This is a genomic window from Salinibacterium sp. ZJ450 (assembly GCF_011751885.2).
Taxonomy (GTDB): Bacteria; Actinomycetota; Actinomycetes; order Actinomycetales; family Microbacteriaceae; genus Ruicaihuangia.
Map to the genome: position 1 here is coordinate 221,941 of NZ_CP061771.1, position 25,341 is coordinate 247,281.

Here is a 25,341-nt window from a genome sequence, read left to right on the forward strand (position 1 = left end):
CGTTTCGTGACGACACGCCGTCCGCCGGCAGGGTTGAGCGGCGCGCCGCCCCGAATCTCTGCCGTTCTACGCAAGCTGGGGCCGGGCAGCTGTTAGCTGAACAGTAGCTAGCTGAACAGCTTCTGCAGCCGCCGCACACCCTCAAGCAGCGGCTCGTCGCCGAGCGCGTACGACAGGCGGATGTAGCCGCTCGGGCCGAACGCCTCCCCGGGAACCACGGCCACCTCGGCCTGCTCGAGGATCAGGTCGGCGAGCTCGAGCGACGTGGTCGGGGTGACGCCACCCCATTCGCGGTTCAGCAGGCCCGTGACATCCGGATACACATAGAACGCGCCCTCCGGCGTCGGCGTGACCATGCCCGGGATGGTGTTCAGCTCCGACACGATCAGCTTGCGGCGGCGGTCGAACGCCTGCCGCATAGTTTCCACCGAATCCTGCGGGCCGGTGAGCGCCGCGAGCGCCGCGCGCTGCGAGATGTTCGACACGTTCGATGACAGGTGCGACTGCAGGTTCGCGGCGGCCTTGATCGCATCGGTCGGGCCGACCATCCATCCCACCCGCCATCCGGTCATGGCGTAGGTTTTCGCCACGCCGTTGACCAGGATGGTGCGGTCGGCGAGCTCCGGCACGGCTTCCACGATCGAGGTGGCGTGACCGGGAACCTCGGCAGATGACGGGGTGCCCGCGGTGTCGTAGACCAGGTTCTGGTAGATCTCGTCGCTGATCACCCACAGGCCGTTCTCCAGCGCCCACTCGCCGATCGCCCGGGTCTGTTCGGCCGAGTAGACGGCGCCGGTCGGGTTGGACGGCGATACGAACAGCAGCACCTTGCTGCGAGGGGTGCGAGCCGCCTCCAGCTGCTCCACGGTGACCAGGTAGCCCTGGTCGGAGCCGGCGAACACCTCGACTGGCACGCCGCCGGCGAGCCGGATCGCCTCCGGGTATGTGGTCCAGTACGGCGCCGGCATCAGCACCTCGTCGCCGGGGTCGAGCAGCGTGGCGAACGCCTGGTACACGGCCTGCTTGCCGCCGTTGGTCACCACAACCTGGGAAGCGGATGCCGCGAGCCCGCTGTCCCGCAGCGTCTTCGCCGCGACCGCCTCCCGCAGGTCGGGCAGCCCCGCGGCCGGCGTGTACCGGTAGTTCTTCGGGTCGTGCACGGCCGCGAGGGCCGCCTCCACGATGTAGTCGGGCGTGGCGAAATCGGGCTCACCGGCGGCATAACTGATCACCGGGCGGCCCTCGGCCTGCAACGCCTTGGCCTTGGCATCGACCTTGAGGGTGGCGGACTCGCTGATCGAGCCGATACGACGGGATACGCGGGGGAATTCAGGCACGCGTCAAGACTACTGATCGGCGCGCTTTTGCGTGGTCTCCCGGCGTCCTCTACACTAGGGCGAGGTAGTTGAAATCTGCCAAGCTTTGTCGCGCCTGTTTCGGGCAATCCAGCCTTGACCAACCGTAGCGAAGCTATGCTGTTTCACTCGTATCCTTGAGAGTGCGTTGTCTTGGCAACGCGCAAAGGGCGGTGGCTCAATTGGTAGAGCAGCGGTCTCCAAAACCGCAGGTTGCAGGTTCGAGTCCTGTCCGCCCTGCAAGTTACTTCGCGAAGCTCGCGGAGGACTTAACACCCGTGACAGACGTCAGAAGGTAGTGATGGCCAAGAAAGTTATCGACGAACCCAGCGAGGATGTCGTCGCCAACGCGAAAAAGGAACGCGCCGAACGCCGCGGTCCGTTTTCTCGGCTTGCACTGTTCTTCCGTCAGGTCATCGGCGAACTGAAAAAGGTTGTCACCCCGACCCGCAAAGAGCTGCTGAGCTACACCGGCGTCGTGTTGGTGTTCGTTGTCATCATGATGGCGCTGGTCTCCTTGCTCGACCTCGGGTTCGGAACCTTGGTGTCGTACGTGTTCGGCGACGGCCCAATCAACTAAACAACTTCCCGCTCATCGCTGGCTGCGCCGTACTGGCTGCACCGCGGTGATCACCAGAATTGAAATGAGATCCAGTGTCTGAACAAGAGCGCCGCGACATCGACCTCGCGACTGCCGCCGAGCAGTCGTCCGAAGAGGACGAGGCTCAGGAGGGCAACACGCTCGCCGCGGATGAGCGATCCGTCGATTCCGCCGAGCACGAGGCCATCCACGTCTTCGAAGAGGGCGAAGTCGAAGAGGAGGGCGACCTGAGCGGTCTGCTCGATGACCTCGACGCCGCCATGGACCCCGAAGCCGACTCCGTGGTCGATGACGCCCTCGATGTCGACTCCCTCGACGAGGCGGAAGCCGCCGTCGAAGCCACCGAGGACGAGCAGGCCGCAGAGGTTGACCCGTACGAGGAGTTCCGCGCTGAACTCCGTGCGAAGTTCGGCAAGTGGTACGTCATTCACTCCTACGCCGGGTTCGAGAAGCGCGTCAAGCAGAACATCGAGAACCGCCGCGTCAGCCTCGGCATGGAGGACTTCGTTTTCGAGGTCCAGGTGCCGATGGAAGACGTCGTCGAGATCAAGAACGGTCAGCGCAAGCTGGTCAACCGGGTGCGCATTCCCGGCTACGTGCTGGTGCGCATGGACCTCAACGAGGACAGCTGGTCGGTCGTGCGTCACACGCCCGGTGTCACCGGCTTCGTCGGCAACTCGCACAACCCCACCCCGCTGCGCTTCGAAGAGGCCTTCTCGATGCTGAAGAGCCTCGTGCAGGTCGAGGTTGCTCCCACCGCGAAGGGCGCGGCAGGCAAGGGTGGCCAGAAGCTGCAGGCTCGCGTCATCCCCGCCGAGATCGACTTCGAGGTCGGCGAGACCATCACCATCAAGGAAGGCTCGTTCGCCGGCCTTCCCGGCACGATCAGCGAGATCAAGCCGGAGAGCGGCAAGCTCACCGTGCTCGTGTCGCTGTTCGAGCGTGAGACTCCGGTCGAGCTCAGCTTCGACCAGGTCACCAAGCTCTAAGAGCTCCCCTAAACCACCGCAACCCGCCCGGGTTCGCGGGAGAGCGGTCCGGAATTCCGGCTGCTCGAACACCAATAAGAAGGAAGAACAATGGCACCGAAGAAGAAGGTTACTGGTCTGATCAAGCTTCAGATCAACGCCGGCGCCGCGAACCCCGCCCCGCCCATCGGCCCGGCCCTGGGTCAGCACGGCGTGAACATCATGGAGTTCTGCAAGGCGTACAACGCGGCGACCGAGTCGCAGCGCGGCAATGTCATCCCGGTTGAGATCACCGTGTACGAGGACCGCTCGTTCACCTTCATCCTGAAGACTCCTCCGGCAGCCGAGCTCATCAAGAAGGCGGCTGGCGTCGCCAAGGGTTCCGCCACCCCGCACACCGTCAAGGTTGCCAAGCTCACCCGCGACCAGGTTCGCGCGATCGCCGAGCAGAAGCAGGCCGACCTCAACGCCAACGACATCGCTGCCGCCGAGAAGATCATCGCCGGCACCGCTCGGTCGATGGGCATCACGGTCGACGCGTAGTCGGCACCAGAACCTCAGGCCCCGCCAAGCGGGGTCGCAAAGTGGAAGAGCCCGCCTGGCTCGTTACCCACGAACTCACTTTTTAGGAGAACAACATGGCACAGAAGTCCAAGGCCTACCGCGCCGCGGCCGAGAAGCTCGAGCCCGGCAAGTTTTACGCCCCCACCGAGGCCGTCGCGGTTGCCCGCGAGACCGGTGCGACCAAGCCCAACTCGACCGTTGAGGTTGCGTTGAAGCTCGGCGTCGACCCCCGCAAGGCTGACCAGATGGTCCGCGGCACCGTCATTCTTCCTCACGGTACCGGCAAGACCGCCCGCGTCATCGTCTTCGCAACCGGCCCCGCGGCCGAGGCTGCTATCGCAGCCGGCGCCGACGAGGTTGGTGGCGACGAGCTGATCGAGAAGGTGGCCGGCGGCTACACCTCGTTCGACTCGGCAGTCTCGACCCCCGAGCTCATGGGCAAGGTCGGTCGCCTCGGTAAGGTGCTGGGCCCGCGCGGCCTGATGCCGAACCCGAAGACCGGCACCGTGACCCCGGATGTCGCGAAGGCTGTCTCCGACATCAAGGGCGGAAAGATCGAGTTCCGCGTCGACAAGCACTCCAACGTGCACTTCGTGATCGGCAAGGCGAACTTCACCGCCGAGCAGCTCGACGAGAACCTGAAGTCGGCTCTCGACGAGATCGTGCGTCTGAAGCCGTCGAGCTCGAAGGGCCGCTACGTGCTGAAGGGCGCCCTGTCGACCACGTTCGGCCCCGGCATCCCGCTGGACGTCAACGCCATCTAGCTAACAGCTAACAGCGCTCAGTTAGACAGAGAAGGGTCCGCCATCTGGCGGGCCCTTCTTTCGTTGTGCTCGGCCAGCTTGCGATCGTCCATCCCGGAGCCGCGCGTGATGAGATACGCGAGCACCGGGAGGAGGGGAACCAGGAGCAGGAAGAATATCCACAGCGCTTGGTACCAGCCGCTCAGCGAAGGGTCGCGCATGAGGTCGGCGATCACCCAGAGCAACGGCATGAGGTACACGAGCAGGATGAGGGTGGCGACGATAAACAGCGCGCCGAAAAATATGATCACTTCCATGATCACTTCATAGAGCCCCATGAATCCCTCTCCTTCGCCAGCCAGCCTGGCTCTAAACTGTGCCGGGGGATGCCGGGCGTGGCAACCCTCTGTGAAGTTTCGGCTTAGGTTGCCCGGTTGCAGCCCCCGGTGGTCGGCAGTACCCTGACCGTGAACGGCGGGTGCAGGCCCTCCCGCCGCGACCTGCATCATGGGCGAGCAAGCATCATGACATCCGCGACCGAGCTGGATCGCGGTCGCGCCGCGTACGTCGACCGTCAGTGGACCGAGGCCGTCGCCCGGTTCGCCGACGCTGACCGCTCGGAGGCACTCGCCGCCGATGACATGATGCGGTTGTCGACGTCGGCCACCATGGTGGGTGACGTCGTGGCAGGTACCGATTTCCTCACCCGCGCGCACGAGAAGTATTTGGCGGCGGGCGACCTCCGCGGCGCGGTGCGGGCCGCGTCCTGGCTCGGCCTGCAATTCCAGAACTCGGGTGACCGCGCGCAAAGCGCCGGGTGGTTTGCCCGAGCGCAACGCCTCGTCGAGGAGGACCCGGATGACGACTACCTGCCGGGGATGCCGCTGATCGGCGCCGCACTGGTCACCATGTATGGCTCCGGAGACGCGACAGGCGCCCTGGCGTTGTTCGAGCGGGCCGCCCAGATCGGTGCGCGGTTCGATGACCCCGACCTGCTCGCCCTCGGTCGGCTGGGGTACGGGCAGGCCTCCGTGATCCTCGGCGATGTGACCACGGGTCTTCGCGCGCTCGATGAGGCGATGGTCTCGGTCACCGCCGGTGAGGTGTCGCCGATCCCGTCTGGCATCATCTACTGCGCCGTGATCGGCACCTGCCACCTGGCGTTCGACGTGCGCCGCGCATACGAGTGGACCCTCGCCCTCGACCACTGGTGCGACACCCAGCCGGATCTGGTGAACTTCAGCGGGCAGTGCCAGGCACATCGCGCGGCCCTGTTCTTACTGCATGGCGCGTGGGCCGAGGCCCTGGTGGCCGCCGAAACGGCGCAAGACCTGTTTCGGCGCGGCGACCGAGCCGCCGGCTTCGGGGCGTTCTATCAACAGGGCGAGGTGCTTCGCCGACGCGGCGAGTTCGACGCCGCGGAGCTGTGCTTCCGGGAAGCCGGCCGATCGGGATGGGATCCGCAGCCAGGCTTGGCGCTGCTACAGCTCGCACGCGGCAATGTGGCCCAGGCGCAGTCGCAGATCCAGCGCGCGGCGGACAGTGCCGACCCCGCGACCCGCCGCCAGTTGCTGCCGGCGATGGCCGAGATCATGCTGGCGGCCGCGGATGTCGCGGGAGCACGGGCTGCGGCGGACGAGTTCGCGGCAATCGCGGAACAGAATCCCATGCCGCTGCTGTTGGCCACGGCCGCCCAGACCGACGGCGCCGTGCTGGTCGCCGAGCGCAGGCCGAGCGACGCGCTTGGCAGGCTGCGCGGGGCCGTGCTGCTCTGGCGCGAACTCGAGGCGCCATACGAGGAAGGCGAGTGCCGGATGCTGATGGGACGCGCCTGCCGTGCCCTCGGCGACGACGACTCGACCGTCATGGAGTTCGACACCGCCCGCAGCATCTTCGCCGAACTCGGTGCAAAGCCTGCCCTCGCCGAGCTCGACGCCCTGGCGCGCGCTCACCAGGAGGACGCCCGAGGTCCGCTCACCGCCCGGGAGATCGAGGTGCTACGGCTGGTTTCGGCCGGGCTCACCAACCGTCAGGTGGCCGAGCGGCTGTACCTGAGCGAGAAGACCGTGGCGCGCCATCTGAGCAATATCTTCACGAAACTCGACCTGCCGTCGAGGGCGGCGGCGACGGCGTACGCCTACGAGCACCAGTTGGTGTCGTAACTGCTCTTCCCGAGATTGGAGCCGGCATGGAACTCAGTTCGTCAGCATTCGCCTCGGCGCAGCCGATCCCGGAGCGGCACGGCAAGAGAGCGGGCAACGCGTCTCCGTCGCTGTCGTGGACCGGCGTTCCGGCTGGCACACGATCCTTCGCTCTATCGGCTCTGGATCGAATCTCACCCGGCAACGTGTACGTGCACTGGCTGGCCTGCGACATCCCGGGCACGGTCACGGCTCTGGATGACGACGCTTCGGGATCCGGTCGGATGCCGGAGGGCTCCCGGGAGCTGACGCGGTATGTCGGGCCGTTTCCGCCGTCGGGCACGCACACATACGAGTTCACGCTGTACGCCCTGGACACCGATCGCCTCGATCTGGCCGCCGGGGTCTCGCTGCCTGCGTTCGAGCGGGCGGTGAATGGGCACACCCTCGACGCCGCGACGCTGTCTGGCACATTCAAGGCGCGCGGGTAGGGCCGTATGCGCAGAATTACCCACGCCGCCCCGGCGCGAAATGGGTGATTCGGCCGACGAACGTTGGCAGTTGCGTTCCTAATGTTGCTGGCATGAACCTCCCGATCATCGCCGGCACCATTTCCACGGTGCTGTTTGCCGCGAGCATGCTGCCCATGCTCGCGAAGGCCGCCAGAACCCGCGACCTGGCCTCGTACAGCCTGAGCAACCTCGCCCTGACGAACTTCGCCAACCTGGTGCACACGGCCTATGTCGCCAGCCTTCCCACCGGACCGATCTGGCTGCTGCACGGCTTCTACGTTGTGGCATCCGCTCTGATGCTCGCCTGGTTCTTGCGATATCACGCCCGCGACCGTGCGGAAGGAACGGTCGAGGCACCCACTCTGCACATTCTGGAGCACGCATCATGACTACTCACACACCCCCTGTCCACCCGTCCGCCAACCCGGAAACGGTGGACACCGCCATCATCGGTGGCGGTCAGGCGGGGCTTGCCCTCGCCCACTATCTGGCCCGGCACGGCGACGACTTCGTCGTGCTGGACGCGAACGACCGCGTCGGCGACGCCTGGCGGCAACGCTGGGACTCGCTGCGGCTGTTCACGCCCGCCAAGTTCGACGGGCTGCCGGGCATGAGATTCCCCGGTGACCGGCTGGCGTTCCCCACCAAGGACGAACAGGCCGCCTACCTCGAGGCCTACGCCGAACGCGAGCAGCTTCCCATCAGGAACGGGGTGCGGGTTGACGGGGTGCACCGGGACGGCCCCTTCTTCGTGCTCGAGGCCGCCGGTCACCGGTGGCGTTCGCGCAACCTGGTCGTCGCGACGGGCAGCTACCAGGTGCCGAGAATCCCGGCGTTCGCAAACCGGTTGGCGCCGACGATCACCCAGCTGCACTCCATCGCCTACCGCAACCCGGATCAGCTGCCACCCGGTGAGGTGCTGGTGGTCGGGTTGGGCAACTCCGGCGCCGAGATCGCGCTCGAGGTGAGCCGCACACATCCCACCGTGCTGGCCGCGCGGCCCGGCAGGGAATTGCCGATCCGCCATGGGCGTACCGCGGCTCGATTCGCGTTGCCTGTCATTCGCTTCGTCGGCCTGCACGTGCTGAACCATCGCTCGCCGATCGGCCGACGGGTGCTGCCGATACTGGAGCGAGAGGCGACACCGCTGATTCGCACCAAGCGTCGGGATCTCGAGCGCGCCGGAGTGCGCTTCGCGGCCCGCATCGCGGACGTGCGGGACGGCCTTCCGGTGACCGAGGATGGCGACATCCTGAACCCCTCTGCAGTGATCTGGTGCACGGGGTATGCCGAAGAGTACGGCTGGCTGAGCCTTCCGGCGGTGGACTCGGAGGGTCGGCTCGCGCAGCGCCGCGGGGTCTCCAGCACGGTTCCCGGCCTGTACTTCCTCGGGCAGGAATTGCTGTTCTCGATTGTCTCTGCGACTCTCCCCGGCGTCGGCCGGGACGCCCGCTACATCGCGCGGCAGGTGCACCGCCGGCGTGACGCGACCCTCGGCGCGCCGTCGTTCACGCAGCTGCGGAGCCGTAAGCTCGAAAGGGTATGAGCACTCACGAGACGTCAACGATCACGGTGCGCCACGCCGAGCCAACGGATGCCGCTGCCCTCCACGTCGTCGCGGGGGAGACGTTCGCGCTCGCCTGCCCTCCCGGCACCCAGCAGCCCGACATCGATGCGTTCATCGCGGAACACCTGTCCGAAGAGAAGTTTCGGCTCCATCTCGCCGATCCCGACCGGGCGCTGCTCATCGCCGAGGTGAACGGCGTCGTCGCCGGGTACACCATGCTCGTGTTCGGGGAGCCGCAGGATGCGGATGTCGCCAAGGCGATCACCGTGCGACCGACCGCGGAGCTGAGCAAGTGCTACGTGCTCTCCACCCAGCACGGACACGGAGTTGCATCCCACCTGATCGCCCAGAGCGTCGAGATGGCCCACCAGCGCGGCGCCGTCGCGGTGTGGCTGGGGGTCAACCAGCAGAACGAACGCGCCAACCGGTTCTACGAGAAGAACGGGTTCACCAGGGTGGGCGAGAAGCGCTTCCTGGTCGGCTCGGAATGGCACGAAGACTTCGTGCGGGAGCGCGTGCTCTAGAAGGCGGCCGCCCGCCCTCTCGGCAGCGGCACCGCCCGGCCGGCGAAGTCGTCGCGGGAGAGCGCCAGCGTCCACAACGGGAGCGCCAACCAGCTGAGCACGCTCGGCACGCCGCCCACCGTCAGCACCAGCAGCTGGGCGGCGGAACCCCAGGGCAGCAGCAAAGCCGACGCGAGCACCACCTCGGCGGCGATCCCGATGGAGCCCAGCGCCGAACCCCACCGCCAGAGCAGCCCGTCTTGTTCCGGCTGCAGTCGTCTGGCCTGCTGGCTGACCACGAACTGCCAGCCGAAGACGAACGCGATGCAGATCGCGAAGGTCACACCCTGCACCTGGAAGTCGATCTGGCGCAGCACGAGCAGCAAGCAGCTGAGGGCGATCAGGGCCATCGAGGCTCCACCGAGCACGGTCCAGACTCGCAGGGTGCGACTGGCCGGCAGCAGCACCCACAGCGCGAAGGCGACCGGCATCAACGCGATCAGGGAGGCGACGCTGGCGAAGTTGCCGAAGAAACCGGCCCACGACCAGCCGGTCGGCACGAGGGGAAACGGGTCGCCGAAGGTGTAATACCCCAGCAGGAACAGGCCCGCAATGATTCCGGTCACCGCACTGAGTTGCGCAAACGCCCGCATCTTCGAGCGCGCAATCCGAGGATCGTGTTCCATGACACCGCCTTTGGTGAGGAGTTCCCGCACTCTACTCCTCGGCGGCGGAACGTGGCTAGCTCTCAGTTACCGCCAGCACGATTTTGCCCCGGGTGTGGCCGCGTTCCAGCGCCTGGTGCGCCTCGGCCGCGTCGGACAGCGGGAACACCTCGTCGACGTGCACCCGCACGTCTCCGGCCTCGATCAGCCGGGTGATGACCTCGAGCGTGGACGCGGAGGGTGACACCTTGTAGCTGGTGGAGCGCATGCCTGCGGCCGCGGCATCCGTCATGAAAGTGGGCCAGCTTCCGGTCGGCACGTTGACCAGCAGCCCGCCGGGCCGCATCGTCGCCAGGGAGCGGGTTCCGGTGTCGTCGTGCACGTTGCCGATCAAATCGATCACGGCATCAACGTCGGACACCTGCTGCTCGAACCGGGTGCTGGTGTAGTCGATGACCTCGGTGGCGCCAAGGTCGCGCAGCCAGCCGAGATTGCGGGTGGAGCCGGTGGCGATCACGTGCGCGCCGAAGTACGCGGCGAACTGCACCGCGAAGTGCCCGACACCGCCGGAGCCGGCGTGGATCAGTATCCGCTGTCCCTCATGGGCGCGGGCCACGTCGACGACAGCGCCCCACGCGGTCATTGCCGCCAGCGGCACGCCGGCCGCCTCGACGTGCGAGAGGTTGGCTGGCTTCTTCGCAACGCTGAGCGCCTGCACCGCAATGTACTCGGCGTAACTGCCACTAGCGACACGGGGCGCTGGCGCCATGCCGTACACCTCGGTGCCCGGCTGGAACGGGTGCGCCTCGTACGGCGCCTCGACGACGACCCCGCTGAAGTCGCTGCCGAGCACGGCCGGGAAGTTCCGGATGCCGGCGATCACGCCGCGACCGGCGCGGGTCTTGGCCTCAATGGGGTTGATCCCGGCGGCCTCGACCTTGATAAGGAACTCCGCGTTCACTTTCGCGGGCATGTCGATCTCGGCCAGCACCAGCACGTCGGGCGCCCCGGTCTCGTTGATTACCGCCGCGCGCATCGTCGTCATTGTCATGCCTTCCCGCCGTGTGCCCCTAGTCAACCGGGGCAATGAGTCATCCGCGTTTCAGCCATGTCAAACGCGTGCAAACTGTGTGCTGCCGCCTACCGAGGATACCGGGTGGTGGCGGCCCACTCCGCCGGGGGAGGCCGGTCCCGGCTTGGGCCTCGCGGTCTCCCGGCGGGCGGACTTCGGGCGCTCGGGAGGACGTTTTTCGCGGATTTCGTCCTGCCGAGCCGCCGAACTCCGACCGAGCGGGCGAGCTACACCTGCACCATGCTGTCGATGCTCTCCGGCGACAGGGCGTGGTGGATGGCGAGCATGCTCGCGCCGATCACCCCGGCGTTCTCGGCGGCCCGCGACTGGGCGATCTGCAGGTGCTCGGTGGCGAGCGGCATCGAGCGGGTGTAGACGACCTCACGCACTCCGGCGATCAGGTGCTCGCCGGCCTGCGCCATCGACCCGCCGATCGCGATCACCGAAGGGTTGATCAGGCTGACGCACGCGGTCAGCACCTCGCCGATGTCGCGGCCGGCCTGCCGCACCGCCTGGATGGCGTCAATGTTTCCGCGTTTCACGAGGTCGACGACATCCTGACCGGTCTGCACGTCGATGCCGGAGCGGCGCAGTTCCGCCGCGATCGCCGGCCCGGAGGCCATCGCCTCGAGGCAGCCGCGGTTGCCGCAGTGGCACGGGATGCCGGCACCGCGCGGGATCTGCACGTGCCCGATGTCGCCGGCGATGCCCTGCGCGCCGCGCTGCAGCCGGCCGCCCGAGATCACGCCGGAGCCGATGCCGGTGGCCACCTTGACGAAGATGAAGTGGTCCTCGTCCGGCCAGGCGAAGGCCTGCTCGCCGAGCGCCATGATGTTCACGTCATTGTCGACCAGTACCGGCACCTTGAGGTGCTGCTGCACCCAGCCCGGCACGTCGAAGGCGTTCCAGCCCGGCATGATCGGCGGGTTGACCGGCCGGCCGCTGGCGTGGTGCACAGGGCCTGGCAGGCCGATGCCGATCGCGATCAGATCGCTGGCCTCGCGGCCCACGGTGTTCACCAGGTCCTGGCCGGTTTCGACCAGCCAGCCGAGCACCGCTTCCGGCCCGCGGTCGATGGCGACGCTTTCCCGGCGCTGCGCCAGGATTACCCCGCTGAGGTCGCTGATGCCCACGGTGGCGTGCGTCGCGCCGAGGTCGGCGGCGAGCACGATGCGGGCTCCGGGGTTCAGGGCGAACTGTGATGAGGGGCGGCCGCCGGTGGAGATCGCATCGTCGACCGGGCTCACCAGCCCGAGGCGGATCAGCGAGTCGACACGGGCGGCGATGGTGGAACGGGCCAGTCCCGTGAGGTTCGCCAGCTCGGCGCGAGTGCGCGGCCGGCCGTCGCGCAGCAACTGGAACAGCTCGCTCGCCCCCGAGGTGCCGAGCGCTGTTGCGCGGCTGATGTCCACCATGTCGACAGTTAATCACAGACACATTCGTTCGGATACCAGCAGCTAAAGAATTTTGCATAACAACTTTTGCATGTGCCTTGACAGAAGTGCGTGGGGCGGGCAGACAATGGGCACATGACAACGGATGTCACGGCCTCACCGCTGCGCGCGGCGATCGTCGGCGGCGGTTTCATGGCCGCGGTGCACAGCCGTGCCATCCGTGCCGCGCGGGGAACCGTGGTGGGGGTCGCGTCATCCTCTAGGGAAAGCGCCGAGCGCGCCGCCGCCAGCCTCGACCTCGGCACCGCCTACGGCTCGGTGGCCGAACTGCTCGAGCAGCCCGACATCGACGTAGTGCACATCTGCACCCCGAACGTCACCCATGCCGGGTACGCGCAGGCCGCCCTCGACGCCGGCAAGCACGTGATCTGCGAGAAGCCGCTGGCGGTGGATGTCGCCGACGCCGAGTCGCTCGTGGACCAGGCCGCCGCCGCGGGCAGGGTGGCCGCGGTGCCGTTCGTGTACCGGTTCCACCCGCTGGTGCGCGAGGCGCGCGCCCGGATTGCCCGCGGCGACGCCGGCCGGTTGCTGTCGGTGCAGGGCTCCTACCTGCAGGACTGGCTGCTCGGCGTCGACGACACCGACTGGCGGGTCGACCCGTCGCTCGGTGGGCCCTCCCGCGCGTTCGCCGACATCGGCTCGCATCTCGCCGACCTCGTCGAGTTCGCCACCTCCGACCGCATCGCCCGGCTGTGCGCCGTGGTCAGCCGGGCACACGCGACCCGCGCGGGCGCCGCGGTGGCCACCGAAGACGCCGTCGCGCTGGCCTTCGAGCTGACCGGCGGCGCGATCGGCACGATGCTGGTTTCCCAGGTCGCCGCGGGGCGCAAGAACGCACTCGTGATCGAGATCGGCGGCAGCGACGAGAGCGTGCGTTTCGAGCAGGAGAACCCCGAGACCCTCTGGCTCGGACGTCGCACCGGCAGCATGCTGCTGCCCCGCGACCCCGCGCAGGCCAGCCCGGACTCGGCACGCCTCTCGGTGCTTCCGGCGGGACATCCGCTCGGCTATCAGGACGCCTTCAACGCCTTCGTCGCCGACGCCTATGCCGCGATCGGCGGGGCGCAACCCGAGGGGCTGCCGACCTTCGTCGATGGGCTGCGCGCGGCCCAAGTGACCGAGGCAGTGTTGCGCTCGGCGCGAGACGGCGGCTGGGTCGACCTGCCCACAACCCGAACACGTGAGGAGGTGACCGCATGACCGACGCACCTGATGCCCCGGTGCTGTCCGCCCGCGGCATCGAAAAGGGATTCTTCGGCGTCACAGTGCTGAAGGGCATCGACCTCGATCTGTACCCCGGCCGGGTACACGGCCTGGTCGGTGAGAACGGCGCGGGCAAGTCAACCCTGATGAAGATCCTCGCCGCCGTGTACCACGCCGACGCCGGCAGCATCACCTTCGCCGGCAACCCGGTCGCCTTCACCCACCCGGTGCAGGCGATGCGCGCCGGCATTGTCACCGTGTTCCAGGAGTTCAACCTGCTGCCCGAACGCAGCGTCGCCGAGAACGTCTTCCTCGGGCGCGAACCGCGCAAGGGCGGGTTCGTCGACAAGGGACGGATGTCGCGGGACACGCAGACGCTGCTCACCGAGCTCGGCATCGACTTCATCGACCCGTCCGCCCGCGCCGGCACACTGACCGTGGCCGAGCAGCAGGTAGTGGAGATCGTCAAAGCGCTGTCGTTCGACGCCAGGGTGATCTCGATGGACGAGCCGACCGCCGCGCTCGCCGAACACGAGGTCGAATTGCTCTACGCAATCGTGCGCCGGCTCACCGCACGCGGGGTCGCCATCCTCTACGTGTCGCATCGGCTTAAGGAGATCTTCGACCTGTGCGACACCATCACCGTGCTGAAGGACGGAGCGATGGTGGCGAGTCGCCCCGCGGCTGAACTCGACACCAACGAACTCGTACGGCTGATGGTCGGCCGGGCGATCTCCACCTACTTTCCGGGGCCGATCGAGGGCACCGTGCTCGGGGCGCCCCGGCTCGAGCTGCGCGGCTGTGGCAACGCCTATGTGCAGGGCATCGATCTCGACGTGCACGCCGGCGAGATCGTGGGCCTGGCCGGGTTGCAGGGCAGCGGACGCACCGAACTGGTGGAGGCGGTGTTCGGCGCCGTCCCGTTCACCAGCGGACAGATGCGGCTGGACCGCCGCGAGATCCGCACCACCGGGCCCCGGATGGCGGTGAAAGCGGGCATCGCGTTGATCACCGAGGATCGCAAGGCGCAGGGCCTCGCGCTTAACCAATCCGTGCTGAACAACGTGCTGCTGGCCATCCGCGGGGTGTTCCCCGGCCGCACGGCCAAGGCGCGGGCGGCAGCGCCGGGCGTGCTCAGCTCGCTCGAGGTGTCCTCGCAGGGCGTCGACCAGGAGGTGCAGTTCCTCTCCGGCGGCAACCAGCAGAAGGTGGTGCTCGCCAAGTGGCTGGCCACGAAACCCCGGCTTGTGCTGCTGGATGAACCCACGCGCGGCATCGATGTCGGCGCGAAGATCGCGGTGTACCGGCTGATGCGTGAGTTGGCGGCATCCGGTGTCGCGATTTTGATGGTGTCCTCGGAACTGCCAGAGGTGATCGGCATGTCCGACCGGATCCTGGTGATGCACGACGGACGCATCATCGGCGAACTGCCGGCCGGTGCGAGTGAGGAAGCGGTGCTCGGCGCCGCGACCGGAAACGTGGGGGTGCTCGAATGAGCGGGATTGCCCGGGCGGTGCGTCGTCGCCGCCTCGACCCCACCGCGATCGTGCTGATCGCCCTGATCGGGGTGATCGTGATCGGTGCGATCCTGGTCTCGACCGTGGGGCGCAACTTCTTCAGCCCAGGCAACATCCGCGACATCCTGACGGGGATGAGCGTGCTCGGCTTCGTGGCGATCGGGCAGACCCTGGTCATCCTTTGCGCGTCGCTCGACCTGTCCGTGCCGTACGTGGTGAGCCTGTCGAGCCTGATCGCCGCCCAGACGATGAATGGGTCCGCCGCGAACATCGCGCCGGCGGTGCTGCTCACCCTGTTCGTGGCCGCGCTGATCGGCCTGGCGAATGGGCTGATCGTCACCCAGTTGAAGGTGAACGGCTTCATCGCCACGCTCGGCACCGGCCTGATCATCAAGGGCTATCTCGACACCCGGTATCAAGGCACCGCCGGAAGCGTGCCGGCGGAGTTCCAGTTGATCGGTGCCACCGGCATCGGTCCGGTGCCGGTGTCGACCCTCATCATGATCGCCATCGCGGTGCTGGTGGCGCTGTTCCTCAGCCGTACCCGCACCGGGAACCATATCTTCGCGGTCGGCGGCAGCGTGGCCGTCTCGCGACTGTCGGGGCTGCACACCAGCCAGCCGCTGATCGTGGCGCACATGCTGTGTTCGATCACCGCGGCGTTCGCCGGGCTGCTGCTGGCCAGCCGGCTCGGCGTCGGCAGCCCCACCGTCGGCAGCCAGGGTGGCTACGACCTGCTGTCGATCGCCGCCGTAGTGCTGGGCGGCACGCTGCTGCTCGGCGGCCGCGGGTCGGTGTGGGGAACCATCGGCGGCGTCGCCATCTTCGCGGTGCTCGACAACGTGATGAGCGTGATGCAGGTGAACCCGTTCATGAAAGACGTGGTGCGAGGCGTGGTCATCGTTGCCGCCGTCGCGGTCTACACCGGCCGGGGCGTGGAGCGGCGACGGGCGCGATTCACGCCGGCCGTGCAGCGAGAGGAGGCCGCTCGTGAGCCAGTCGGTTCCTAACCCCTCAATCGGCAGCCGCATCGCCACGGTGGGCCGCAACCTGATCAGCCCGCGCGGGGCCGTCTTCCTGCTGCTGATCGTGCTGCTGATCGCGATCATCATCCTGAACCCCAGGTTCGCCGAGCCAGACAACCTGATCCGGTTCGTACAGCGGGTGGCGCCGATCGCGATCGCCGCCATCGGCCAGTACTTCGTGATCGTGTCGGGTGAGTTCGACCTGTCGATGGGGTCGCTGGTGACCGCGCAGGTGGTGATCGCCGGAAACTTGATCGGGCAAGACGACAGCCGCAGCATCCCGGTCCTAATCCTCATGCTCGTGTTCGGTGCCTTCATCGGGCTGATCAATGGCCTCATCACCACGTTGCTGCGCGTGCCGTCGTTCATCGTGACGCTCGGCATGATGCTCGCCCTGCTCGGCGCGGTGTTCTACATGACCGGCGGTGCGGCAACCGGCAACCCCGCCGACTCGTTCCGGCAGATCGGCCGCGGCGGCATCCGCGACGTTCCGGTGCTCGAGATCATCCCGTACCCGGTGATCATCCTCGCTGTGATCCTGGCCGCGGCGGTTTGGTTCATGCGGCGCCCGTTCGGCCGTACCCTGATCGCGGTCGGCGACAATGTCGTCACGGCTCGCTACACCGGAGTTCGGGTCTGGTGGGTGAAGACCAGCGCGTTCATCCTCTCGGCCCTGTCCGCCACCGTCGCCGGCATCCTGCTCGTCGGGTATGCCGGGGTGCACCCATCGGTCGGCCGCGGCTACGAGTTCATGGCGATCACCGCCGTGGTGCTTGGCGGAGTGGTGCTCGGCGGCGGCCGCGGCTGGGTCGTTGCGGCGGCGGCGGGAGCCTTCGCGCTGGAGGCGCTGTTCACTCTGCTCAACTTCGCCGAAGTGCCGTCCACCCTGCGCGACTCCATTCAGGGCGTCATCATCATCCTCGCTGTGGCCTACTCCGCCGTCACCTTCCGGGCTCGCCGCAAGGGCCGCCCGCTCGAAGCTTCTCCCGCACCGGGAGGGGAGCCCGCTCCCGAAGAGAGCCGGGCCGAACCTGCACCGCATGTAACCAAAGGAGGTTAGATGATGCGACGCCACACTCGATGGGCCCCCGCGATTTTGGGAGCCGCCGCCGTCATTGCGCTCGCCGGCTGTACCACCGACCCCACCGTCACAGCGCCCACCAACGGCGCCGACGAGGAGACCGACAGCACGGAGTGGTTCAACCAGGAGCTCTACGACAAGCAAGACGAAGAGCGAGGGGTGACCCCGGAAGGCCCGGAAGGTCAGCCGTGGCTGCAGCACATCAACGCAGAGATGGTCGACACCGCCGGGTTCGCCAGCCCGGGCGCCAAGAAGGCCTGCTTCGCCAACGCGTCGATCTCGAACCCCTGGCGGCAGACCGGCTGGATCACCATGAACGAACAGCTCAAGGTGCTGCAGCAGGCCGGCGCGATCAGCGAGATGGAGACCCGCGACGCCCAAGACAATGACGACACACAGATCGCCGACATCGACTACTTCATCAATGAGGGCAACTGCGACGTCTTCATCATCTCGCCGAACAGCACGGCGGCGATGACCCCGGCCGTGGAGCGGGCCTGTGACACTGGCAAGCCGGTGATCGTGTTCGACCGCGGTGTGGAGACCGACTGCCCGGTCACGTTCATCCACCCGATCGGTGGTTTCGCCTGGGGCATCGACACCGCCGAGTTCCTGATTGACCAGCTCAATGAGGGCGACAAGGTGGTGGCGCTGCGCATCCTGCCCGGCGTCGACGTGCTGGAACAGCGCTGGGCCGCGGCCGAGAAGCTGTTCGAGGAGGCCGGCATCGACGCTGTCGACTACTTCACCGGAGCGGACCCGGCCGAGATCAAGAAAATCATCTCGGACGAACTCGCCACCGGCGACGTCCAGGGAATCTGGATGGATGCCGGTGACGGCGCCGTCGCCGCGATCGAGGCGTTCGAGGACGCCGGCGTCGACTACCCGGTGATGACCGGCGAGGACGAGCTGAGCTTCATGCGCAAGTGGGAGGAGACCGGGATGACCGCGCTCGCCCCGGTGTACTCGAACTTCCAGTGGCGCACCCCGCTGCTCGCGGCGCAGATGATCTTCGCCGGGCAGGAAGTGCCGAAGGAATGGGTGCTTCCGCAGGTGCCGATCACCGAAGACGAGCGAGCGCAGTTCCTTGAGGCGAACGACGGCATGCCCGACGGGCACTATGCCAAGTTCGGCGGCGAGGACCTGCCCGGCTACCCGGAGGTGTGGCAGAACCGCCAAATCCCGTAAACCGCTCAATCGAGGCGCCAGGCCCTTTCCGCGAGATACTCGGGGAAAGGGTCCGCGCGCGGGCGGGGCACGATGCGAAGGAGCATGATGCGACGAGTCCTCGGAGTGAACACCTGGGTGTGGGCGTCGCCGCTCACCGACGACACCCTGAAAAAACTCGCGGTGAAGATCGCCAACATGGGCTTTCGCGCCATCGAGCTGCCGGTGGAGAACCCGGGCGACTGGGATCCGCACCTGGCGCGCGACCTGCTCGGCGAACTCGGGCTGCGCCCTTACATCGTCGGCGCGATGGCGCCGGGCCGCAACCTGGTGGCCGCCCCCGCGTCGGACATCGTGGGCACCCAGAACTACCTGGCGCACTGCATCACCGTCGCCGGCATCCTCGGCGCCCCGGTGGTGGCAGGCCCGTTCACGGCCGCAACCGGCCGCACCTGGCGGATGTCGGAGGCCGACCGCGCCGACGCCTACCAGCAGCTGCGCAGCAGCCTTACCCCGGTGGTGAACCGGGCCGAACGCGCTGGCGTGACCCTCGCGATCGAACCGCTCAACCGGTACGAGACGAGCCTGATCAACACGGTCGAGCAGGCCCTCGACGCCCTCGGCCCCCTGCTCGGCACAGGCCTCGGCCTGATGCTGGACACCTACCACCTGAACATCGAAGAGAAGGATGTCTCGGCCGCCGTCGAGTTGGCCGGCGGGCACATCGCCCACGTGCAGGTCAGCGGCACCGACCGGGGAGCCGTCGGCGACGATCACTTCGCCTGGCCGGCGTTCCTCGACGCGCTCGATGTGGCCGGCTACCGCGGCCCGCTCAACCTGGAGAGCTTCACCGGCGACAACGACGCGATCGCCACCGCCACGTCCATCTGGCGGCCGCTGGCCTCCTCCCAGGACGCGCTCGCCCGGCGCACCCTCGACTACCTGACCCGACTACAGAACGAACGCGAGGCAGCAGCATGAGCCATCCCGTCACCCTGTTCACCGGCCAATGGGCCGACCTGCCGTTCGAGGAGGTGGCCAGGCTCGCCAGCGGGTGGGGCTACGACGGACTCGAGATCGCGGCATCCGGCGACCATCTCGATCTGGAACGCGCCGATCAAGATGACGCGTACCTGCGCTCCCGGCTGGAGATCCTCGACCGGCACGGCCTGAAGGTGTACGCGATCTCGAACCATCTGACCGGGCAGGCGGTCTGCGATGACCCGATCGACTTCCGGCATCAGGCGATCCTCCGCCCGTCGACCTGGGGCGACGGCGACCCGGAGGGGGTGCGGCAGCGCGCCGCGGACGACATGAAGCGCGCCGCGCGAGTGGCCCGCAAGCTCGGCATTGACGTCGTGGTCGGCTTCACCGGGTCGAAGATCTGGCCATACGTCGCCCAGTTCCCACCGGTGCCTGCCTCGGTGATCGACGCCGGCTACCAGGACTTCGCCACCCGCTGGAACCCGATCCTCGACGTCTTCGACGCCGAGGGGGTGCGCTTCGCGCACGAGGTGCACCCGTCGGAGATCGCCTACGACTACTGGAGTTCGGTGCGCTCCCTCGAGGCGATCGGGCACCGGGCGGCGTTCGGCTTCAACTGGGACCCGTCGCACATGATGTGGCAGGACATCGACCCCGTCGGCTTCATCTGGGACTTCAAGGACCGCATCTACCACGTCGACTGCAAGGACACCCGGATGCGGCCGAAGAACGGCCGCGCCGGGGTGCTCGGCTCGCACCTGGCCTGGGGTGACCCGCGGCGCGGTTGGGACTTCGTCTCCACCGGGCACGGCGACGTGCCGTGGGAGGACGCGTTCCGGGCGCTGGAGGCCATCGGCTACACCGGCCCGATCTCGATCGAGTGGGAGGACGCCGGGATGGACCGCCTGCACGGCGCCGCCGAGGCGCTGCAGTACATCCGGTCGCTGCTCTGGGACCGGCCGACGACATCCTTCGACGCCGCCTTCAGCAACCAGTAGCGGCACTTCGCGGGTGCCTGCGTCAGCGGGTGAGCGCCTCCGCCACCGCCGCGCGGGTCGCGTCGGTGTAGGCGCGCACCCCGTCGTCGCGGGCGGGCAGCACCGTCAGGCGCGCGTTCGGCAGGTCGGCCGTCCACTGCTCGGCGACGGCCACCGGATGCACCGGGTCGCGAGGCGCTGCGATGACGGATGCCGGGATGCCCAGGCCCGCGAGCTCGGAGGCTGCGCGGTATGCCCGGTTGCGCGGAATCTCCACCAGCCGGATCGCCCGGGCCGCGGCATCCGGTTTCCGGAATTGATCGAGCATGCCCTGCGCGCCGATCTCGGACTCCGCCTCGATCGCGTGGAACAGGTTGCTGTACCGAAACACTTCCTCGCCGCGCTCGGCGCCGTGGTGGGCAAGCAGTTCGCCGATCACCGGGAACACCCGCAGATGCGCCGGCAGCGGCTGGGTGGTGAACGATGGCCGCAGCAGGATCAGCCGCTCAACCGGCCGGGTGAGGGCGATGCGCAGCGCCAGTGCCGCGCCCATCGAGACGCCGATCAGGGTGAGCGGGCCGGCCGGCAGCGGCAGGTCCGCGGCCAGGGCGGCGAGGGTGAAGTCGGCCGGGTGTCCGATCAGCGTCGAGCTGCCGTGCGCGCGTACGTCCGGCGCGATGGTGTCGGCGGGCAGCACGGGGCCAAGCAGGCTGAGCGGCTGCCGGCGGTCTCCGCCGAGGCCGTGCAGCAGCACCGTCGCCACGTCAGCGCCGGATCAGCCTGAGCAATTGGTCGGCGAGTCCGACCAGCTGGTGGATCTCGTTGTCGTCGCGGTCGACCCAGCGGCATTTCGGCTCGGTGGAGATCGGCACGAAGTCCAGGTGCTGTTCCCAGACCACCAGGGTGCGTTCGGCGCCGAGCACGTACTGCTGCCACCACACCTGGCGGAGGTAGGAGCGCGGAATCGACTTCCAGGCGGATGCCGTGGTCTTGATCTCGGCGAGCACGAGCGTGCCGTTCAGCTCGGCCAGCCCATCGGGAGTGGCCAGGTGCGAGCGCTCGCCGTAGGCGTGGAACAGGGCGTCGCTCGGCTCGATGCGGTGCTCGGCGCGCACCCACTTGGCGATCTCCGGTTCCCGCGCGCGACCGTGATCGGTGTAGGCGTTGCCCGAGAAACCGCTGCCCAGGATCTTGTCCTGGGCCACCGATTGCAGCGCCTTCGCGCTGGACAGGCGCGCGACATCCGTTGCTGTGACGCCCTGACTGCGCGCCCGCAACCAGGCGAACCGGTCGCTCGACCGCGCCACGATCCGGGATCGGTGGTCGGGAAGCGGCTCGTCCTCCCACAGGGGGAGGGTCGGCTGCGCAATCGTCACCCGTCCATTGTCTCCCCGGGCGCCGTCACCGCCGGACGCGACGCGACGCGGTCGGTTGCTTCGGGTGAGGTCTGCCCTTTAGTCCTTCCCTCGGCCCGGGAACGACCGTTTGCCAGACCTCGGCCACGACTCGCCCATCCCAGAGCGGGTCGGTTGGGGTGAGGTCTGGAGTTTGGTCCTTCGCGAGCGCCCGGAAGGACGAAACTCCAGACCTCACCCGCAACCAAGCGCGCTTGCCAGGCCTCACTCGCAACCACCCGACCCACCCGAACCGCCCGCACCGCAGATCGCTTCAGGTAACATTCAGACTTCTCTTAGGAAGCTCTTAGCGAGCGGGGCGACACTATGGACGTGACTCAGCAGACTCGCCTTACCCGCGTCGACGGATCGCCCATCCGTGTGCTGGTCGTCGACGACGAAACCTCTCTCGCCGACCTGCTGCAGATGGCGCTGCGTTACGAGGGCTGGGAGGTGCGCACGGCGGCCACCGGCCAGCAGGCGTTGAAGCTCGCGCGGGAGTTCGAACCGGACATCTGCGTGCTCGACATCATGCTGCCCGACATCGACGGGCTCGATGTGCTGCGCCGGTTGCGGGCGGATGGCAACGACATCCCCGTGCTGTTCCTCACCGCCAAGGACTCGGTGGATGACCGGGTGGTCGGCCTCACCGCCGGCGGCGACGACTACGTGACCAAGCCGTTCAGCCTGGAGGAACTCGTCGCCCGGCTGCGCGGGCTGATCCGCCGCTCGGCGGTCGTGCTCGGTGGCGCCGTCGACCCAGAGGTGCAGGTCGGCGATCTGGTGCTGAACGAGGAGAGCTACGAGGTGTACCGCGGCGACACCTCGATCGAGCTGACGGCCACGGAGTTCGAGCTATTGCGCTTCCTGATGCGTAATCCGCGCCGGGTGCTCAGCAAGAGCCAGATTCTCGACCGGGTCTGGAGCTACGACTTCGGCGGGCGGGCCAGCATCGTCGAGATCTACATCTCTTATCTGCGGAAGAAGATCGACGCCCTCGGCGCACCCATGATCCACACCGTGCGCGGCGTCGGATACATGATCAAGCCGGCGGTATGACGCGCGCGCCTTGGTCGCTAAAGCGCCGGCTGGTGGTCGGCATCGTCGCGCTGGTCGCGGTGGTCAGCATCATCATCGGCGCCGTCAGCGTGCTGTCGCTGCGCGGGTACCTGCTCGGCCAGCTCGACGTTGAGGTGAACCTCGCCACCGAGCGCAGCGTCAGGGCGCTCACCCAACGCCCCGAGGTGTCGCCGCCGCCTGGCATCGGAAACGCGCAAGCCGGCGGCACCCTCGGCGTGGTCGTGGCCGCCGACCGGATCGCGACCCCGCAGTACTTCGACAAGCAGGCGCGGCTGCGCACCCTCACCAATGCGCAGCAGCAGGCATTAATCCAGATTCCGGATGACGCGACCCACCACAGCGTCGACCTCGCCGGCGACCTCGGCAGCTATCGGGTAGTGCACGTGCAACTCACCGACAGCATCGGCCTGATCGTCGGACTTCCGCAGTCCGGGGTCGACAGCGCCAGCGGGCAGCTCTTCCTGACCATCGCCGGGGTGTCGCTCGCTGCGCTGGTGATCACCGCGCTCGCCGGAACGGCGGTGGTTCGCGTGGCCCTCCGCCCGCTCGGGCGGGTGGTGGGCACCGCGCGTCGCGTGGCCGAGCTGCCGCTGGCCACGGGCGAGGTTGCGCTCGCCGAACGGGTGCCGGACGTCGACACCGACCCGCGCACCGAGGTCGGCCAGGTCGGCGCCGCCCTGAACCTCATGCTCGACCACGTCGGCGAGGCGCTGGCGGTTCGCCAGGCGAGCGAGAGCAAGGTGCGCCGGTTCGTCGCCGACGCCAGCCACGAACTGCGAACGCCGCTCGCGTCGATCCGCGGCTACTCCGAACTCACCCGCATGAGCGGGCGCGAACTGCCGGAGGACATCAGCCATGCGCTGTCCCGCATCGAGTCCGAGTCGATCCGGATGACCGCCCTGGTCGAGGAACTGCTGCTGCTCGCCCGGCTGGATGCCGGCACCGAACTGCGCCACGACGAGGTCGACGTCAGTCGCCTGCTCGCCGACGCGGTCGCCGACGCGCACGCGGCCGGTCCGGAGCACATCTGGCATCTCGAGCTTCCCGAGACGCCGATCACGGTGACCGGTGATCAGGGACGCCTGCACCAGGCGGTGGCCAACCTGCTGACCAACGCGCGCGTGCACACGCCGGCCGGCACCACCGTGACCGTTGCCGCGCAGACCGCCAACAGGCACGCGATCATCACGGTCGCCGACGACGGGCCGGGGATCGACCCCGAGCTGCTGCCGAGCCTGTTCGAACGTTTCGTGCGCGGCGACTCCTCCCGCTCCCGCGCCGCGGGCAGCACCGGCTTGGGCCTCGCGATCGTGCGGGCCATCGTGGAACGCCATGGCGGCACCCTGGATGTCGAGAGCCAGCCGGGAGCGACCCGCTTCGAGCTACGGCTGCCGCGGGCCTGAGACGCGCCAGCGCCAGCGCCCGCGCCAGCGACGAGTGCGCAGAACGGCAGCGATCCGAGGCGGCACGCCGTGCAGCGTCGCGTTCAGGCGGCGTGTCATCGCGATACGCTGCCGTTCTGCGCGGGCGCGGGCCTGCGCGGGCGCGCCGGGCGAGGCTGGGGTGTCCGATTTGCGGTGGCGGGCGGCATCCCGTAGCCTGATCGGAGCCAAAGACCGCCGGTTATCGGTGCGCCCGTGAGGGATGTCACTGATCGAAGGTTCACTCGTGTGAACGGCCCGCGCAGGTGTATGAAGTCAAGTCCCTTTCTGGGTGTTGCTCCGTGCGCTTGCGCCGGAGCTTTTCTTATGAGCACACCAGGGGCTGCCGGCTTTATTCATCAAGGAGCGCCATGGCGAACAAGGAAGCCTCGGTTGCCGAGCTCACGGAGAAATTCCAGAGCTCGACCGCCGTTCTGCTGACCGAGTACCGCGGTCTCACTGTTGCCCAGCTGAAGACGCTGCGCAAGTCCATCAGTGCGGACGCAACCTACGCCGTGGTGAAGAACACGCTGTCCAAGATTGCGGCGAACAACGCCGGAATCACCGCCTTCGACGACGAGCTTGTTGGCCCGTCGGCGATCGCGTTCGTACACGGTGACCCTGTCGCCGTCGCGAAGAGCCTGCGTGACTTTGCCAAGGCCAATCCTCTGCTGGTCGTCAAGGGTGGTTACTTCGACGGTAACCCGCTGACCGCCGACGAGGTTACGAAGCTCGCCGACCTCGAAAGCCGGGAGGTGCTGCTGGCCAAGCTGGCCGGTGCCTTCAAGGCGTCGCTGTTCGGTGCCGCATATCTCTTCAACGCACCGCTGTCGAAGGCCGTTCGCACGGTCGACGCGCTGCGCGAGAAGCAGGAGTCCGCGAGCTAATTCAGCCTCGCGGAATCAGACAACAACACCAAGGAGAAAAACATGGCAAAGCTCACTTCTGACGAACTGATTGCAGCGTTCAAGGAACTGACCCTCATCGAGCTCAGCGAGTTCGTCAAGGCGTTCGAGGAGACCTTCGAGGTCACCGCCGCTGCCCCCGTCGCCGTTGCTGCTGCTGGTGGCGCCGCCGCTGCTGTTGAAGAGGTCGAAGAGAAGGACTCGTTCGACGTCGTCCTCGAGGCCGCTGGCGAGAAGAAGATCCAGGTCATCAAGGAGGTGCGCGCACTCACCAGCCTCGGCCTTGGTGAGGCGAAGGCACTCGTTGACAACGCCCCTTCGGCCGTGCTCGAGGGCGCGAACAAGGAGACCGCTGAGAAGGCAAAGGCCCAGCTCGAAGAAGCTGGCGCCACCGTTACCCTCAAGTAATTCGGGCCCCACGGGGCATCCGATATCACTTGGT

The 25,341-nt window shown here is 67.6% G+C and carries 27 protein-coding genes and 1 tRNA gene; 21 read left to right on the top strand and 7 right to left on the bottom strand.

The window, feature by feature from the left end; translation table 11 throughout:
- Window positions 1-107 precede the first annotated feature (107 nt).
- Complete coding sequence (locus HCT51_RS01150) at window positions 108-1,337, bottom strand: pyridoxal phosphate-dependent aminotransferase (RefSeq protein WP_166876097.1); 1,230 nt, start codon at window positions 1,335-1,337, stop codon at window positions 108-110.
- A 185-nt stretch (window positions 1,338-1,522) separates the two neighbouring features.
- On the opposite strand from HCT51_RS01150, the gene HCT51_RS01155 reads away from it, so the two are divergent.
- The 5 genes from HCT51_RS01155 to rplA all read left to right on the top strand — a co-directional run bounded on the left by HCT51_RS01155 (window position 1,523) and on the right by rplA (window position 4,252).
- Window positions 1,523-1,595 (top strand) — tRNA-Trp (locus tag HCT51_RS01155).
- A 61-nt stretch (window positions 1,596-1,656) separates the two neighbouring features.
- A complete protein-coding gene (gene secE, locus HCT51_RS01160; RefSeq protein WP_166876094.1) occupies window positions 1,657-1,935 on the top strand; it encodes a preprotein translocase subunit SecE in 279 nt (92 codons plus the stop codon).
- Window positions 1,936-2,009: 74 nt separating this feature from the next.
- Complete coding sequence (gene nusG / locus HCT51_RS01165; RefSeq protein ID WP_166876091.1) at window positions 2,010-2,945, top strand: transcription termination/antitermination protein NusG; 936 nt, start codon at window positions 2,010-2,012, stop codon at window positions 2,943-2,945.
- A gap of 90 nt (window positions 2,946-3,035) precedes the next feature.
- Window positions 3,036-3,467, top strand: a complete 432-nt coding sequence (gene rplK / locus HCT51_RS01170; protein ID WP_166876088.1) for a 50S ribosomal protein L11 — start codon at window positions 3,036-3,038, stop codon at window positions 3,465-3,467.
- A gap of 95 nt (window positions 3,468-3,562) precedes the next feature.
- Entirely contained in the window at window positions 3,563-4,252 is a 690-nt protein-coding gene (rplA, locus tag HCT51_RS01175) for a 50S ribosomal protein L1 (RefSeq protein ID WP_166876085.1), read from the top strand.
- Between the two features lie 17 nt (window positions 4,253-4,269).
- Here the strand turns inward: rplA and HCT51_RS01180 are convergent, their stop codons facing one another.
- The gene (locus HCT51_RS01180; RefSeq protein ID WP_166876082.1) at window positions 4,270-4,569 is read right to left on the bottom strand and encodes a hypothetical protein; all 300 of its coding nucleotides are present in this window, start codon (window positions 4,567-4,569) and stop codon (window positions 4,270-4,272) included.
- 186 nt (window positions 4,570-4,755) lie between these two features.
- On the opposite strand from HCT51_RS01180, the gene HCT51_RS01185 reads away from it, so the two are divergent.
- From HCT51_RS01185 to HCT51_RS01205, 5 genes are all read left to right on the top strand, one after another.
- Window positions 4,756-6,393 carry a LuxR family transcriptional regulator gene (locus tag HCT51_RS01185; RefSeq protein WP_166876079.1) on the top strand — a complete coding sequence of 546 codons (1,638 nt, stop codon included), beginning with the start codon at window positions 4,756-4,758 and terminating at the stop codon, window positions 6,391-6,393.
- Window positions 6,394-6,419: 26 nt separating this feature from the next.
- Window positions 6,420-6,863: a YbhB/YbcL family Raf kinase inhibitor-like protein gene (locus HCT51_RS01190; RefSeq protein ID WP_166876076.1), complete on the top strand. Its 444-nt coding sequence runs from the start codon at window positions 6,420-6,422 to the stop codon at window positions 6,861-6,863.
- Window positions 6,864-6,955: 92 nt separating this feature from the next.
- Window positions 6,956-7,273 carry a hypothetical protein gene (locus tag HCT51_RS01195; RefSeq protein WP_166876073.1) on the top strand — a complete coding sequence of 106 codons (318 nt, stop codon included), beginning with the start codon at window positions 6,956-6,958 and terminating at the stop codon, window positions 7,271-7,273.
- The gene (locus tag HCT51_RS01200; protein WP_166876070.1) at window positions 7,270-8,430 is read left to right on the top strand and encodes a flavin-containing monooxygenase; all 1,161 of its coding nucleotides are present in this window, start codon (window positions 7,270-7,272) and stop codon (window positions 8,428-8,430) included. Before HCT51_RS01195 ends, HCT51_RS01200 begins: the two co-directional genes overlap by 4 nt.
- Window positions 8,427-8,975, top strand: coding sequence for a GNAT family N-acetyltransferase (locus tag HCT51_RS01205; RefSeq protein WP_166876067.1), 549 nt, complete (start codon window positions 8,427-8,429; stop codon window positions 8,973-8,975). The genes HCT51_RS01200 and HCT51_RS01205 overlap by 4 nt, the downstream gene beginning before the upstream one ends.
- Here the strand turns inward: HCT51_RS01205 and HCT51_RS01210 are convergent.
- From HCT51_RS01210 to HCT51_RS01220, 3 genes are all read right to left on the bottom strand, one after another.
- Window positions 8,972-9,640, bottom strand: coding sequence for a hypothetical protein (locus HCT51_RS01210; protein WP_166876064.1), 669 nt, complete (start codon window positions 9,638-9,640; stop codon window positions 8,972-8,974). The two genes, HCT51_RS01205 and HCT51_RS01210, sit on opposite strands and share 4 nt — an antisense overlap.
- A gap of 55 nt (window positions 9,641-9,695) precedes the next feature.
- The gene (locus tag HCT51_RS01215) at window positions 9,696-10,664 is read right to left on the bottom strand and encodes an NADP-dependent oxidoreductase (RefSeq protein WP_370626886.1); all 969 of its coding nucleotides are present in this window, start codon (window positions 10,662-10,664) and stop codon (window positions 9,696-9,698) included.
- Between the two features lie 254 nt (window positions 10,665-10,918).
- Complete coding sequence (locus HCT51_RS01220; RefSeq protein ID WP_191413697.1) at window positions 10,919-12,106, bottom strand: ROK family transcriptional regulator; 1,188 nt, start codon at window positions 12,104-12,106, stop codon at window positions 10,919-10,921.
- 114 nt (window positions 12,107-12,220) lie between these two features.
- Here HCT51_RS01220 and HCT51_RS01225 point away from each other — a divergent pair, with 114 nt between their 5' ends.
- The 7 genes from HCT51_RS01225 to HCT51_RS01255 all read left to right on the top strand — a co-directional run bounded on the left by HCT51_RS01225 (window position 12,221) and on the right by HCT51_RS01255 (window position 20,120).
- Entirely contained in the window at window positions 12,221-13,345 is a 1,125-nt protein-coding gene (locus HCT51_RS01225) for a Gfo/Idh/MocA family protein (protein WP_166876061.1), read from the top strand.
- Window positions 13,342-14,844, top strand: a complete 1,503-nt coding sequence (locus tag HCT51_RS01230; protein WP_166876058.1) for a sugar ABC transporter ATP-binding protein — start codon at window positions 13,342-13,344, stop codon at window positions 14,842-14,844. The genes HCT51_RS01225 and HCT51_RS01230 overlap by 4 nt, the downstream gene beginning before the upstream one ends.
- The gene (locus tag HCT51_RS01235; protein WP_166876054.1) at window positions 14,841-15,875 is read left to right on the top strand and encodes an ABC transporter permease; all 1,035 of its coding nucleotides are present in this window, start codon (window positions 14,841-14,843) and stop codon (window positions 15,873-15,875) included. The genes HCT51_RS01230 and HCT51_RS01235 overlap by 4 nt, the downstream gene beginning before the upstream one ends.
- Window positions 15,856-16,950, top strand: a complete 1,095-nt coding sequence (locus tag HCT51_RS01240) for an ABC transporter permease (protein WP_166876050.1) — start codon at window positions 15,856-15,858, stop codon at window positions 16,948-16,950. Before HCT51_RS01235 ends, HCT51_RS01240 begins: the two co-directional genes overlap by 20 nt.
- A gap of 3 nt (window positions 16,951-16,953) precedes the next feature.
- A complete protein-coding gene (locus tag HCT51_RS01245; protein ID WP_166876865.1) occupies window positions 16,954-18,159 on the top strand; it encodes a substrate-binding domain-containing protein in 1,206 nt (401 codons plus the stop codon).
- Window positions 18,160-18,243: 84 nt separating this feature from the next.
- On the top strand, window positions 18,244-19,119 hold the full coding sequence (locus tag HCT51_RS01250) for a sugar phosphate isomerase/epimerase family protein (RefSeq protein ID WP_370626888.1): 876 nt from the start codon (window positions 18,244-18,246) through the stop codon (window positions 19,117-19,119).
- The gene (locus HCT51_RS01255; protein ID WP_166876047.1) at window positions 19,116-20,120 is read left to right on the top strand and encodes a sugar phosphate isomerase/epimerase family protein; all 1,005 of its coding nucleotides are present in this window, start codon (window positions 19,116-19,118) and stop codon (window positions 20,118-20,120) included. The genes HCT51_RS01250 and HCT51_RS01255 overlap by 4 nt, the downstream gene beginning before the upstream one ends.
- Before the next feature lie 22 nt (window positions 20,121-20,142).
- Here HCT51_RS01255 and HCT51_RS01260 read toward each other — a convergent pair whose 3' ends face one another.
- Both HCT51_RS01260 and HCT51_RS01265 read right to left on the bottom strand, forming a co-directional pair.
- Window positions 20,143-20,862 (bottom strand): alpha/beta fold hydrolase, encoded by a 720-nt coding sequence (locus HCT51_RS01260; RefSeq protein ID WP_166876045.1) that lies wholly within the window; start codon window positions 20,860-20,862, stop codon window positions 20,143-20,145.
- Window position 20,863: 1 nt separating this feature from the next.
- A complete protein-coding gene (locus HCT51_RS01265) occupies window positions 20,864-21,475 on the bottom strand; it encodes a YqaJ viral recombinase family protein (protein ID WP_166876042.1) in 612 nt (203 codons plus the stop codon).
- Between the two features lie 351 nt (window positions 21,476-21,826).
- Here HCT51_RS01265 and HCT51_RS01270 point away from each other — a divergent pair, with 351 nt between their 5' ends.
- The 4 genes from HCT51_RS01270 (at window position 21,827) to rplL (ending at window position 25,307) form a co-directional block, all read left to right on the top strand.
- Complete coding sequence (locus HCT51_RS01270) at window positions 21,827-22,552, top strand: response regulator transcription factor (RefSeq protein WP_370626889.1); 726 nt, start codon at window positions 21,827-21,829, stop codon at window positions 22,550-22,552.
- On the top strand, window positions 22,549-23,976 hold the full coding sequence (locus tag HCT51_RS01275; RefSeq protein ID WP_166876036.1) for a sensor histidine kinase: 1,428 nt from the start codon (window positions 22,549-22,551) through the stop codon (window positions 23,974-23,976). The genes HCT51_RS01270 and HCT51_RS01275 overlap by 4 nt, the downstream gene beginning before the upstream one ends.
- A gap of 389 nt (window positions 23,977-24,365) precedes the next feature.
- Window positions 24,366-24,881, top strand: a complete 516-nt coding sequence (gene rplJ, locus HCT51_RS01280) for a 50S ribosomal protein L10 (protein WP_166876033.1) — start codon at window positions 24,366-24,368, stop codon at window positions 24,879-24,881.
- A 42-nt stretch (window positions 24,882-24,923) separates the two neighbouring features.
- Window positions 24,924-25,307, top strand: coding sequence for a 50S ribosomal protein L7/L12 (rplL, locus tag HCT51_RS01285; RefSeq protein WP_166876030.1), 384 nt, complete (start codon window positions 24,924-24,926; stop codon window positions 25,305-25,307).
- The last annotated feature ends 34 nt before the right edge of the window (window positions 25,308-25,341 follow it).